The sequence below is a fragment of the Cernens ardua genome (assembly GCF_051251085.1).
Taxonomy (GTDB): Bacteria; Pseudomonadota; Gammaproteobacteria; order Pseudomonadales; family Halomonadaceae; genus Cernens; species Cernens ardua.
On record NZ_JBPCZH010000003.1, the window covers coordinates 74,951 to 88,313 of the forward strand.

Genomic DNA, 13,363 nt, shown 5'->3' on the forward strand with positions numbered 1-13,363 from the left:
CATGAATAAGACACTGAACACTGCTCGGATTATCATCAAAGCACTGGCTGCAGGCTCTATGATTATCGGTGTAGCAGGTTGTAGCGGACACGACGGCGCGCAATCAGATACACAGGCTGACAAGTTCACACTACTGACCAACTGGTATGCACAGGCAGAGCATGGCGGTTTTTATCAAGCTCAGGCGGAAGGGCTTTATAAAAAAGCAGGCCTTAATGTCAATATCCGCATGGGGGGACCTCAGATTAACCCCTCACAGCTGCTGGCTGCGGGTAAAGCGCAATGCGCCATCACGAATGACGATATTTCGACCATGTCGGCTATTCAGCAAGGTGTCCCTATTACCATCGTTGCTACATCATTCCAGCGTGTACCGTTAGCGCTGATTGCTCATAGCGATGTAACCGATTTCAATCAATTGAAAACACGTACGATCCTTCTGGCGGAAGATGCTCGGCAAGCCATCTGGCCCTGGTTGCAGAAGGATAAAGGGTTTAATAAAACCCAAACACGCCCCTATACCTTTAACGTGCAGCCCTTCATGGCCAGTGATCAGGTCGCTCAGCAAGGGTACGTCACCTCGGAGCCTTACGCCATCCAACAGGCAGGCGGTAAATTCAAGGTCTTCCCACTGGGACAGGAGGGCTATCCCTCTTACGGCAACGTCATCTCCTGCCGCAATGAGGTAATCAAACAGCACCCTCAGCAGGTAGAAGCCTTCATTCACGCCTCAATGCAGGGGATGAAGGATTATTTGGCCAATCCTGCACAGGGCAATGCGCTTATCCAGAAAGCCAACCCCAACATGTCATCCGGTCAGTTGGCATACGGGATCAGCCAGCTCAAGAAAACAGGACTGGTGGAAGGAGGGGATGCAGCCACCCAGGGTATTGGTGTGATTACGCCTCAGCGCCTACAGGCATCCTGGAATCTGGCCAAAGAGGTTGGACTGGTGAAAGCAAACACAGATGTCTCGCTTAACCAGGTTTACACTACCAAATTCATCGATCAACACCCGGTACTGCCATGAGTAATGTTGTCAATCATACCACGCAGCAGGTTGCACCACCTGCCATAGAGGTACTCTCGGCAGAGAAAATATACCCTAATGGCACTCAGGCATTGCGTCCTGTCAATCTGACGATTGAGCAGGGAGAGTTTGTCAGCCTGTTAGGGCCATCCGGTTGTGGAAAAAGTACCCTGCTGAAGATGATGGCAGGGCTTTTGGAGCCTTCCGATGGCCGCTTGCTACGATGGCGCGAGCCTATCTCCCGGAAAAACCAGCATGGCAAAAATCTGGCCTTTGTTTTTCAGGAAGCCACCCTTATGCCCTGGCACAATGTACACCGTAATGTGCGGTTACCGCTGGAGTTGGCTGGTGTAAAGAAGAGCGAAGCGGATGAACGAGTCGCACAAGTCCTCAAACTCGTGGGCCTTGACAAATTTGCCCACGCGTTGCCCCGTGAACTTTCCGGTGGGATGCAGATGCGTGTCTCGATTGCACGCGGGCTAGTGGTAGATCCCAAGTTATTGTTGATGGATGAACCTTTCGGTGCGTTGGATGAAATAACACGTAACAAATTGGATGATGATCTCTTGTCGCTCTGGCGTGAAAAAGGACTTACGGTCTCATTCGTAACACACTCCATTGCCGAGGCAGTGTTTCTTTCCCAACGTATTATTGTGATGGCTGCGCGTCCCGGTCGTGTGGTGGAAGAGATCCGGATAGATGAACCTTATCCACGCACCGATAAATTTCGTCTTTCATCACGTTTTGCAGAGCTTTCCATGCGTGTGCAGCAGTCTCTACTATCGGCAAGTCAGGCAGGAGCATAATCATGAGCACATCCAATCCGCGTATTCAGCGACATCTCCAGAAGATTGCGCTCCCTATCGTCATTGCCTGTGTCCTGATTGTGTTATGGCAGGCATTGATCGATATTTTCAAGGTACCTACCTATATTGTACCAAGTCCCGGGCGAACGGTGAGCAGCCTGTTCAATGATTGGCATCTACTGGGTTGGTCTGCATGGTACACACTTAAGGTTACCCTGATGGCGCTCTGTAGCTCCGTCATCCTTGGGGTACTAATCTCCTTTGTGTTCGTGCAAAACCGCCTGATCGAAACCGCCCTGTTCCCTTACATAGTACTTCTTCAGGTAACGCCGATAGTCGCCATCGCCCCCTTGATTATCATCTGGGTGAACAACACATTGGCAGCCCTTGTCGTCTGTGCAACGCTGGTGGCTATATTTCCGGTTATCTCGAATACCACGCTTGGGTTACGGAGTGTCAACCCGGGGCTAATGGCTTACTTTCGCCTGCAAGGCGCATCACGCCTGCAAATATTGCTTCGCCTGCGTGTTCCAGCAGCGCTTCCTCATTTCTTTGCAGCCCTGCGTATTGCCTCCGGTTTGTCCCTGATTGGTGCGGTGGTGGCCGAGTTCGTCGCAGGTACAGGCGGAACAAATTCAGGTCTTGCCTTTCAGATACTTGAAGCCAGCTATCAGCTTGATATTCCCAGGATGTTTGCCGCGTTAGTGTTGATTTCAGCTATCGGGATCGGCCTTTTCCTGGTGACCTCTGCATTTTCACATATCGCCATTGGCCGCTGGCACGAAATAGACCAAAGCTAACCGGATCATATCACTGCCGCTGGCTAAAGAAGATGGGAATTGTTCTATGCCAATACCTGCTTCGCCCTCATACCGGAAAGAAATCTCCAACCAAAGCTCACCCGATGATTTCTTTCATATCTGAACCACGCAATGATCTTTATTCGGAATAAATTTGTCATGACTACATCCACACATACAGCACTGGAGAAAGTCATCGAGCAGACTTCAATGCTCGATTGGGTGACCAACAATGTACAACTGCGTCGCCTTTCCAAGGACTTCAGCTGGTTCAGTCCTGTTCTCAAGGATGAGCTGGAAGCATGCCAGGCCGAGGCTGCCGTTCGTCCACGTTCCGTCGAAGAGCTCAGTACTGTTATATCCCATTGTGTAAAAGAACAGATTGCCGTAACCATTCGTGGTGGAGGAAGTGGTAATTATGGGCAGGCCGTTCCTCTGAAAGGTGGAGTCATTATCGACATGAGTCGGTTGAATGCCCTCCTCCATTTACGAAATGGTATTGCACAGGCACAGGCAGGCATTCGCTTGATGGAGCTGGAGAAGGCCACACATCCAATGGGCTATGAGCTTCGCTGCATGCCTTCGACATTCCGCATGGCGACGCTGGGTGGATTCCTGTGTGGAGGCTTCGGAGGGGTCGGCTCAATCAACTATGGTCCTCTGGGCGCTAATGGTACTGTCCTTGGCGTTCGAATCATGACCATTGAAGAAGAGCCTCAAATACTCGAACTGGATGCAGAACAGGCACGGCACATTGCCCATGCTTACGGCACCAATGGCATCGTACTGGACATCAGACTGGCATTGGCACCCGCTCAATCATGGACAGAGCAACTAGTGACCTTCCCTGACCAACAACAGGCGTTAGATTTTGCTTTCGAGATAGCCCGTTCGCCGGGTATCAACAAACGGGAACTGGCTTATTTCGAACCTGGCGTTCTGCGCTGCTTCACAGCCATTAACGGAGAGACCAGTGAGACTGACCATGCGGTTATACTGTCTGCCGACCTTCAATCATTGCCTACTGTCGGTGCGTTGAGGGAGACACATGGCGGGACACTACGCATTCAACAGAGTGCAGATATTTCAACGCATTATGCAAATAGCCTCATCGAATATTGCTGGAATCACACTACCCTACATGCTCTTTCATACGACAGTGCTCAAACTTACCTACAGCTGATGTTCCCGGTCGGCAAAGAGCGGCAGTCCATTGACCTCATGACAAAAGAATTCGGTACCGAGGTCATGCAGCATATCGAGTTTTTAAGAGGGGATGATGGGAATATATTTCTTGCAGGCCTGCCCATCGTCAAATTCACGACTAAAGAGCGACTGGTAGACATCATTGCTCGCCATCGTGAGTTAGGCATACAGGTTAATGATCCACATACCTACGAACTCGAAATGGGGAAACACGCCGGTAATTTCGATGCTGACATGCTAAAAATAAAGCGTACAAACGACCCGAACGGATTATTGAACCCCGGCAAAATGAAGAGTTTCGAGGTAATAGAAGCCTAGCCAAACTAGTACTAACGCTTTTTAGCCCCTCATTTTTCCTTTTGCCTTGGCTTTAACTGAAAACCATCAGGGCGTACTGAACAGAATGAAAAAAACAAGCCCCGCATCAGTCGGCACTGGCGCAGGGCTTGTTTTTTCGGAATGAGATCTGTTCAAAGCCAATTGTAATGGATACGAGCACTATTGGCCTGACTACAACAGACTGGCTTCAAATGCCCTACACCATCTTCGCTGCGGTAACGAGCTTCTGGGTATAGGGCTCTTTGGGATGCATGAATACCTCATCAGCTGTACCTGTCTCGACAATATGTCCGTTCTTCAATACGATCACACGGTGAGATAATGCCTTAACAACCGCCAAATCGTGGCTAATGAAGAGATAGCTCAACCGGCGTTCCTTTTGAATCTCGCGTAAAAGATCTATCAACTGCTTTTGTACCTGACGATCCAATGCCGCTGTTGGCTCATCCAGAATCAGTAGCCTGGGCTCCAGTATCAACGTACGCGCCAGTGCAATACGCGCCCGTTGACCACCCGAGAATTCGTGGGCATAACGATTGGTCATGTCCCCTGGAAGCTCGACATCCTGTAACGCTTTGTTGACTCTCTCTTCGACCTGCCGCTTGTTCAAACTTCTATCATGAAAACGTAACCCTTCAGCCACAATATCAAACACACTCATGCGAGGTGAAAGGGATCCATAGGGATCCTGGAACACAAACTGAATTTGACTACGATAGGGGCGCCACTGACGGAGGGTAAACTGATCCACACGCGTCCCCATGAAACTGATCACGCCGTCACCTTTCTGCAGACCAAGAATGGTCTTAGCCAGTGTGGATTTTCCCGACCCTGACTCACCGACAATACCGAGAGTTTCCCCCTCCTGCAATTTGATATTGATATGAGAAAGGGCCTGCACACTGCGCTTGGAACGCCCCAACAACCGCTTCTGCCCGCCATAACGTACACTGAGGTCATCGACACCCAATACGCGAGGGGCATTCGGCATGACTGGAACCGGTGAACCCACCGGCTCAGCATCCAGCAGCATCTTCGTATATTCATGTCTCGGTGACTGCATGACCTGTTCAACGGCACCTTGCTCAACCAGATGTCCATGACGCATGACACTTACGCTGTTGGCATAACGCCTGACCAGATTGAGATCATGGGTTATGAGCAATAACCCCATTCCCATCTCTTCCTTGAGTCGATTCAACAGATCAAGAATTTCACGTGCAACTGTCACGTCCAAAGCGGTAGTAGGCTCATCTGCAATCAACAGTTTCGGCTTATTCGCGATAGCCATGGCGATCATGACACGCTGCCGTTGCCCACCCGACAGGGAGTGTGGATATGCATCCATCATCTGTTCAGGCTCAGGCAAATTCACCAGCTTCAAGAGTTTCAGTACCCGGGCATAGCGTTGGGACCGTGGCATTTTCCGGTTATGCAGGTAAATGGCTTCACTCACCTGTTGGCCGACTGTATGTACCGGATTCAGGGATGTCATCGGTTCCTGAAAAACAAATCCGACATCATTACCACGGTGCTGACGTAACATGTCATTGGTTAGCAGCGACAAATTAATGCCGTTAAGGGACTTCACTCCATCGGAGGTCAGCCCCGGCCCGAGAAGCCCCATGATCGACAAGGCACTCAACGACTTGCCAGAACCAGACTCGCCTACCAAAGCGTGCGTTTCGCGGGGATCAATGGTGAAATTAACGTTATCCACCAACGTACGATCGCCTAAACGAACAACCAGATTTTCTACCGAGAGCAGATGTTGACTCATTGTTTTCTCCTTATATCTGCTCAACGGGAGCTATTATGACGTGGGTCCATGGCATCACGAATGCCCTGCCCAATACCAATACAAACCGACAACAAAATGGCCAGCGTCAGGAAAGCCGTCACCGTCAACCAAGTAGCGTGCGGATTGGTTTGTGCCTGGGTAATAAGGTCACCCAGCGATGCCGAGCCTGGTGGCAAACCGAAGCCAAGATAATCCAACGATACCAACGAAGTAATACAACCCGTAAAGATGATCGGCAGATAGGTTAGTGTCGACACCATTGCATTGGGCAATACATGGCGCCACATAATGGTCCAGGACGGGAGCCCCAGAAGTTTTGCGGCAGCAACATACTCCAGATTACGTGTACGCAAGAATTCAGCACGTACAAGATCGACCACCTGCAGCCATGAAAACAGCAACATGATGACGATCAGCCACCACAGGTTTGGATTCACAAAACTCGATAGAATCATAATGATAAAGAGCGTCGGCAAAGAGCTCCATATCTCACTCAAGCGCTGTCCAATCAAGTCGATCCAACCGCCGTAATATCCCTGAATTCCTCCCAGCAAAATACCCAGGACAAGGGTCCCTGCGGTGACCACAAAAGCAAACAACAGAGAAATACGGATGCCATAGATGATTAACGCAAGTACATCACGCCCCTGATCATCCGTCCCAAGCCAGTGACGCGCTGAAGGTGCTGAAGGCACTGCATCGGGGTTAGACACATCCACCGTATCATAGGCATATGGAATCAATGGCTGAATCCACCAACCATGGGCGTAAATTTCCTGCTTTACAGCCGGATCTGCGTAATCTGTATCCGTCGGCAGGAAACCGCCAAAATCCGTTTCGGGATAGTTGAAGATCACCGGAAAATACGCGTGCCCTTTATACTCCACGAACAGCGGTTTATCGTTGGCAATAAAGTTGGCACCCGCGCTGATGATGCAAATAATCAACATGAACCAGCAGGCAAACCATACACGTTTGTTATTGCGAATGACCTGGAATCGGCGGCGCATAATGGGAGACCAGAAAGGGGGCTTTTCCGGACGCACGGATGTTATGTTTTCTGTGGTCATTTGCGTGCCTCGAAATCGATCCGGGGGTCAATCCAGGTATACATCAGGTCACTTACCAACTGGGCAAGGAGTGTCAACAAAGAAAAAATAAAGAGCGTACCGAAAATCACCGGATAATCACGCTGTTCAAGCGCTGTCAGGCCCAGCAGCCCCAAGCCGTTCAAAGAGAACATTTTTTCGATCAGAATGGAGCCGCCAATCAGGATAGCCACCATGGTACTGGGCAATCCTGAAATAACGATCAACATGGCATTACGGAAAATATGGCGATACAGGATACGTTTCTCGCTCGCCCCCTTGGCACGAGCCGTCAACACATATTGACTATGTATTTCATTAAGAAAGCTGTTCTTCGTCAATAGGGACAACACCGCAAAACTACTCACCGCATAGGCTAGTACGGGCAATGCAATGTGGTGGAAGTAATCCAGAATCTTCCCGATGAGGGAGAGCTGCTCAAAGTTGGATGACACAAGCCCGCGCAAGGGAAACCATGTGAAATACTGCCCACCCGCGAAAAAGAAGATAAACAACAATGCCCACAAAAAGGCAGGGATAGCATATCCAATTATGACCAGCGCAGAAGTATAACGGTCGTAGCGAGAACCATAACGTACTGCCTGTTTGATCCCCAAAGGCACGGCGATCACATACATCAACAACATGGACCAAAAGCCGATGGAAATCGTGACGGGCAAGCGCGTTAGAATCAAATGGGCAACCGTTCCGCCTTGAAAGAAGCTATTGCCAAAATCAAACGTACAATAGTTCTTCACCATGATCAGGAAACGCTCCCACATGGGGCGATCAAAGCCGAACTGGTGATCAAGCTGCTTTATATAGGCCGAGTCTACACCGGTAATCGCACTGCCACCCACCGGACGTGCAGAGGTCACCTGACCGGGATGTGCCTGGGACATTGCCGACAGGCGTGCGAGGACCTGATCCACGGGTCCACCGGGAGCACTCTGAATAATGATGAAGTTCAGCAGCAAAATACCAAGAAGAGTCGGAATCATCAGTGCCAAACGCCGCAAAATATACACGCCCATGACTATTCGCCTCCCCGAGTCGATTCATTATTGATATGAGGATTTATCCACCAGCTATCCAGATCAGAACCATATAGAGGGGAACGCGGCAGCTCCAACTGACGCCAGCGCGCCACGTTGTAATATTTTTGATAGTAGAGGGGGACGAAATAGTGTTCTTGGCGGAGTACACGATCCAGCGCATGGGTAGCCGTAATCAGCGCCGGCCTGTCCTTGGCAACAATAATATTATTGATAAGTGCATCTATTGCCGGATTGGAGATCCCCGCCACATTTTGGCTCATTGGCACATTGGCATACTGACTTCCCCAGTACGAGGCCTGCTCGGCCCCGGGACTATTGGACTCAGGTACCTGCGCACGCACCATGTCAAAAGCAAAGTGCTGTTCCAACACCAGATATTGATTTGGATCTACATTGCGAATATGAAGATGAATACCCAAGCGAGCCAGATTCTGGGCATAGGGTAGCGCAGTTCGAGTCTGCCCTGCATCATCCAATAGCAGTTCCAGATTGAACGGCTTGCCTTTCGGGGTATATAACTGATTATTTTTAATGTAATACCCTGCCTGTACAAGAAGATCATAGGCTTTATGTAAACGGGAACGAATATCAGTCGGCTCTTCTCCATCCAGCGACTGCGTAAATACACTGGCAGGCAGCTCCTTACGCAGAGGATCAAGTAGCGCCAATTCTCCCTTATCGGGTAAACCGTGTGCCTGAAAGACCGAATCGTCGAAGAAGCCCACATCGCGCGTATAAAGGCCGTGATAAAGCAGCCGATTTACCATGTCGAAATCAAAGGCAAGTGCCAAAGCTTCTCGTACCCGGATATCGTTGAATTCCGGGCGTCGCATATTCAGCGCATAACCCAGAAAGGCTCCCGGGTTTCCCCTCGGCAACTGAAACTTGATGATATCATGATGCCGAATGGCGGGACCTGTATAGTTGGTCGCCCAGCTAGCCGGGGAAGGCTCTATACGGTAATCGACATGCCCTGAAAGAAAGGCCTGCAAGGCGACCGAATCATCCTGATAATAATCGTAGATAATAGTATTGGCATTATAACGCCCCTTCATCACTGGCAGGTTACGCCCCCAGTAATTTGGGTTACGTGTATAGACGATACGGGAACCCGGGATTACCTGTGTAATGGTGTAAGGGCCTGAACCAACGGGAATATCCAGAGAAGGCTGAGTAAAATCGTGATGTTTCCAATAGTGTTCCGGCATAACCGGGAACTGCCCCAGGTCCAAAGGCAATTCATAGGGTGCAGTTGACTTCAAGTCGAAATGTACCACCCCTGGGCGAGGTATGGATACGGCTTTGACATCTGCGTAATACCCCCGGAAGAAAGGCATTGCTTTGGTCATCAATAACTTGTAGCTAAAGACCACATCCTCTGCTGTGACAGGCGTCCCATCACTAAAACGTGCCTTTGGATTGATGTCGAACTCTACCCAGCTCCGCTTCGGTCCGATACGAATTCCATCAGCCAACAGGCCATATTCCGTATAAGGTTCATCCCAATTAGGGGTCAACAGGGTGTCATAAAGATAGGAGTTATACAGATAAGTCACCCCTGCTCCCGCGACTCCCGAAATAATAAACGGGTTGAGGGAGTCAAAACTGCCAAGTTCAGACACCGTGAGCGTCCCACCCTTGGGCGCATCAGGATTCACATAAGGAAAGTGAGTAAAATTGGCAGGTAACCTGGGTTGACCACTTATAGCTAATCCATAGGTCGTTATCACGGAGTTATTGCTGGCCTGCTGAGCAGTCGGCGCAGTGGTTTCAGCATGTGCGACACCCGTTAGGCAAAAAATTCCCATACCTAATACCAGGCGCGACAAATCGCAGGCCAGTCCGCGACGTCCTTTACAATCAAAAAACATTATGACTCGATCCTTCGGCAACAACACCTGCATTGCAGATGCAGAGTACGCCTGTAATTTTGTTGTTATGCAACTTGGCCACCTGATTATTATATCTTGTGTGGTATTTGCTTTTCGGGGTTAAACCGAAGAGGTATTTTCTCCAGTCAAATCAGAATATGCAGGTAAAACATGCGCTCTGGCAGCATGACACTGTGCTGTTTATTGTGTGCTCTTGACCGGACAGAAACGATTATTATATTGCTGGTTTCAAAGGTTTTTCCCAAGGCTATCAAAACCCCGCATTAACTTTCGAATACTTCAAAACAGCAGTTTTATTTGGTTAAGAAGGATAACGCCGATACCCAACCAGAGCAATGGTAACCTCAACTAACATTAAGGTTTTATATGCTTTTTTTAATAAAAGGGCCACCCGAAGGTGGCCTTTTCATGGGGTAGTGACTTCCCTTTAGAACGCCCAGTGTACCTCACCAAATACAGTACGGCCCATCAGGCTGTAGTATTGTGGGAAATAACCGGAGGTACCCACGTCCAGCTGATCCGAGAACGGTGGTTTACGGTTGAAGACGTTATTCACGCCAACCGTAATTTCGGGGCCATGCTTGAACTGATATCCTACATGACCATCCCATTGCGTATAGGAGGCTACACGACCGTGGTGATACCCATTCTGATCCTCATCACGGAAGCCGGTCTTGTACTCATTAACAATTCCCGCTGTCCAACCGTTATTCGCCCAGTTAAGTGAAATGGTATGCTGCCAACGGAAGTTGACTTGCCCCTGCGCTTCCAATTCATCGATGCCCATTTCATCATGCTTCTGACCATCCATGTTTTCCTGGAACTTATTGGTATAAGTACCATTGAAGTTGAGTGACCAGAGGCCAATGTGGGTAGGCAGCGAATAACTCGCACCGAAATCCGCACCATTGGTTTGCAGGGAACCAATGTTTTCCAAAGGCGTATTGATCGAAACGATACGGCCATTACTGCCACGTCTAACATCCGAAGGATCATTCAACAATGTCCAGTCAGGTGCCTGTGTAGTGATATAACGATCTACGCGGATCCACCATAGGTCAGCATTGATGGACAAATTGTTAATAGGCTGGAAGACAGCACCCAATGTCCAGTTCTTGGCTTTTTCAGGCTGAAGATTCTTGTTCCCACCAGAGAGATTCAGGTACTGCTGGGCCGGTAGTGAAGGATTCTGTGGATCCACCATTTCCGGGGTGAAGGTACTGTATTCAGGCTGATACATCTCATACAGCGACGGCGCGTGGAATCCCTTACCAAAGGAGCCACGGAACAGAATCCAGTCAAACGGTTGATAACGGAAAGAGATCTTCGGACTGGAAGCACCTGAGAAGTGCGCATACTTGTCATAACGCCATGAACCGGTCATCGACAGAGCGTCAGTGATCGGTATATTCAACTCTGTCCATACCCCGCCTTCATTGCGAGAGCCACGGGAATCACCTGGACTAAGGCCTGCTGAACTGGACAACCCTGCCAATGCAGTTTGATCGCTGTTCAGCTTTTCATGCGTTGCTGAAGCGCCGAGGGCCAGTTCAACAGGACCAGCGCCAAACCAGTCGCCAATGGATCGAGTAATCTTACCATCCCAGTTATAGCTCTGATATACCGCTGACCATACACGCCCCTTGACTTCAGCAGCCTCAAGAGCGGATTGCTGTGAAGGTGTCAAATTGATTGCAAAGGGATCAATAGCACCATCGTTAAAGTCCTGCTCCAACAGATTGTCATTTTCGAATCCATTGGTCAGATCAGAATGTAAACTACTGCGGTTGTAATATACTGCCGTATCATAATTCCAACCCCAGGCATGGTCACCCTTCACTTCGAACATGATACGTTTGTTATCATTCGTATTTTCGGTCACACGGTTACCCAATCCGACCGTACGATAATAGAGCGGCAAATCTCCACTATTACCGGCTGGATAATATGGGCTGGACGTTTTCAACGTCGTATAGTTGTCGTTGTCATCCGAAGTAGTAACAGGGGCGGCTGCCGCTCGAGAATTATCGCGATCACGTGTCCAGAAATAGGACAATGCCCCCGTTGCATGCTGCCCCATTTTGAAGGTACCTGCCGTATAGAGTGAAGTACGTTCATAGGGATCAACCAGCCACTGGTTCTTGGCGTAATCGTATTTGCAATTACTCCCCACAGAAAGCTGATTCTTACCGCCACAGGCACCTGACAATGGCGAAATCAGATCTCCCTCAGCATTTTGATAGTTAGCCGGGGTATTGAAGGCGGAACCGGAAATAACATTCTGCCCCGGATCATAGTCACGTACGTAACCACGATGATTGGAATTCAAGCCATTGGCTTTTTGATAGCTTAGGGTTCCCATCACGTTGAATCCATCACGATCCAGATCACCATAGCCCCAGGAACCAGACACTTTTCTGCTTTGACCTCCACCACTCTTGTCAGGTGTTGTCCCAGTCAGATCAATGCTTGCTCCCTGATAGTTACTTTTAGTGATGAAATTGATAACACCACCAATAGCATCCGAGCCATACAATGCAGAGGCGCCATCTCGCAGAATCTGGACCTGCTGAATAGCATCGAATGGAATTGTACTCAAGTCTGGTGCGGTACCCGTACCCGCATCATTAGCCAAACGACGCCCATTGAGCAGAACAAGAGTAAAGTCAGGTCCAAGTCCACGCATATTGGCGTATGACGCGCCACCCGTTACATATCCTCCGGTACCTATACTGTTATTGCTACCAGCATTGTTCATACTGATACGCTGCATCAGCTGATCCATATTAGTGACACCACTTTGGCGCATCTGGCTCATGCTAATAATAGTGACGGGCACAGAGGTAGCCGCATTAGGTCCGGAAAAGGCTGTTCCGGTGACTGTCACATTTTTCAACTGTTGCGCAGTAGCGGTAGAGCTGGTTGAAGCCGCTGCGGGGGCCGCCGCTGCAGCCGGAGCCGCAGGAGCCGCCGCCGCGGGCGCTGCTGGAGCCGCCGGAGCAACATCGTCATTAGTGGATTGCGCGTAAGCATGAGTGGTATGAAGCGCGACTGCGACCAAAAGTGTCGACACTGAGGCACAAACCAGGGCTGGGCGCTTATTAAAAAGCGAATTAGATGCGATGGACGGAGACACAGGTGTACCCTGCCACGTTCCAGACGATCGAAGATTCATTGATAGATCCCTATGGAAATTATTTATTCTTTGTTAATCAGTTTTGAGTAATGAGGGTGATTATCAGGAGTTTGTCATTATCGTTCCCGATAAATTCCACTGAAGAGTGAGTACAAGTAAACGCCTGATCTGGGAGCGCTCTTGTAGCAACGTAGAAATCAAGAGAAC

At 49.5% G+C, this 13,363-nt stretch carries 9 protein-coding genes; 4 read left to right on the plus strand and 5 right to left on the minus strand.

The genetic code is table 11. The features are described from left to right. The first annotated feature begins 1 nt into the window (after window position 1). The 4 genes from LMG33818_RS07060 (at window position 2) to LMG33818_RS07075 (ending at window position 4,160) form a co-directional block, all read left to right on the plus strand. Entirely contained in the window at window positions 2–1,030 is a 1,029-nt protein-coding gene (locus LMG33818_RS07060) for an ABC transporter substrate-binding protein (protein WP_442322663.1), read from the plus strand. Beyond that, a complete protein-coding gene (locus LMG33818_RS07065) occupies window positions 1,027–1,836 on the plus strand; it encodes an ABC transporter ATP-binding protein (protein ID WP_442322664.1) in 810 nt (269 codons plus the stop codon). The genes LMG33818_RS07060 and LMG33818_RS07065 overlap by 4 nt, the downstream gene beginning before the upstream one ends. A gap of 2 nt (window positions 1,837–1,838) precedes the next feature. Further along, window positions 1,839–2,636, plus strand: coding sequence for an ABC transporter permease (locus LMG33818_RS07070; protein ID WP_442322665.1), 798 nt, complete (start codon window positions 1,839–1,841; stop codon window positions 2,634–2,636). 159 nt (window positions 2,637–2,795) lie between these two features. Further along, window positions 2,796–4,160 carry an FAD-binding oxidoreductase gene (locus LMG33818_RS07075; RefSeq protein ID WP_442322666.1) on the plus strand — a complete coding sequence of 455 codons (1,365 nt, stop codon included), beginning with the start codon at window positions 2,796–2,798 and terminating at the stop codon, window positions 4,158–4,160. A gap of 217 nt (window positions 4,161–4,377) precedes the next feature. On the opposite strand, the gene LMG33818_RS07080 is transcribed toward LMG33818_RS07075, so the two are convergent. The 5 genes from LMG33818_RS07080 to LMG33818_RS07100 all read right to left on the minus strand — a co-directional run bounded on the left by LMG33818_RS07080 (window position 4,378) and on the right by LMG33818_RS07100 (window position 13,195). After that, window positions 4,378–5,961, minus strand: a complete 1,584-nt coding sequence (locus LMG33818_RS07080) for an ABC transporter ATP-binding protein (protein WP_442322667.1) — start codon at window positions 5,959–5,961, stop codon at window positions 4,378–4,380. A gap of 20 nt (window positions 5,962–5,981) precedes the next feature. Further along, window positions 5,982–7,052 (minus strand): ABC transporter permease, encoded by a 1,071-nt coding sequence (locus tag LMG33818_RS07085; RefSeq protein WP_442322668.1) that lies wholly within the window; start codon window positions 7,050–7,052, stop codon window positions 5,982–5,984. Continuing rightward, on the minus strand, window positions 7,049–8,104 hold the full coding sequence (locus tag LMG33818_RS07090) for an ABC transporter permease subunit (RefSeq protein ID WP_442322669.1): 1,056 nt from the start codon (window positions 8,102–8,104) through the stop codon (window positions 7,049–7,051). Before LMG33818_RS07090 ends, LMG33818_RS07085 begins: the two co-directional genes overlap by 4 nt. 2 nt (window positions 8,105–8,106) lie before the next feature. After that, the gene (locus LMG33818_RS07095) at window positions 8,107–9,999 is read right to left on the minus strand and encodes an extracellular solute-binding protein (protein ID WP_442322670.1); all 1,893 of its coding nucleotides are present in this window, start codon (window positions 9,997–9,999) and stop codon (window positions 8,107–8,109) included. A gap of 448 nt (window positions 10,000–10,447) precedes the next feature. Then, window positions 10,448–13,195 carry a TonB-dependent receptor gene (locus LMG33818_RS07100; protein WP_442322671.1) on the minus strand — a complete coding sequence of 916 codons (2,748 nt, stop codon included), beginning with the start codon at window positions 13,193–13,195 and terminating at the stop codon, window positions 10,448–10,450. Window positions 13,196–13,363: the final 168 nt, after the last annotated feature.

Coding starts and splice junctions, on each gene's coding strand:
- LMG33818_RS07090 (WP_442322669.1), bottom strand. CDS start 8,104: ATGGGCGTGTATATTTTGCGGCGTTTGGCACTGATGATTCCGACTCTT.
- LMG33818_RS07070 (WP_442322665.1), top strand. CDS start 1,839: ATGAGCACATCCAATCCGCGTATTCAGCGACATCTCCAGAAGATTGCG.
- LMG33818_RS07060 (WP_442322663.1), top strand. CDS start 2: ATGAATAAGACACTGAACACTGCTCGGATTATCATCAAAGCACTGGCT.
- LMG33818_RS07065 (WP_442322664.1), top strand. CDS start 1,027: ATGAGTAATGTTGTCAATCATACCACGCAGCAGGTTGCACCACCTGCC.
- LMG33818_RS07075 (WP_442322666.1), top strand. CDS start 2,796: ATGACTACATCCACACATACAGCACTGGAGAAAGTCATCGAGCAGACT.
- LMG33818_RS07100 (WP_442322671.1), bottom strand. CDS start 13,195: ATGAATCTTCGATCGTCTGGAACGTGGCAGGGTACACCTGTGTCTCCG.
- LMG33818_RS07085 (WP_442322668.1), bottom strand. CDS start 7,052: ATGACCACAGAAAACATAACATCCGTGCGTCCGGAAAAGCCCCCTTTC.
- LMG33818_RS07095 (WP_442322670.1), bottom strand. CDS start 9,999: ATGTTTTTTGATTGTAAAGGACGTCGCGGACTGGCCTGCGATTTGTCG.
- LMG33818_RS07080 (WP_442322667.1), bottom strand. CDS start 5,961: ATGAGTCAACATCTGCTCTCGGTAGAAAATCTGGTTGTTCGTTTAGGC.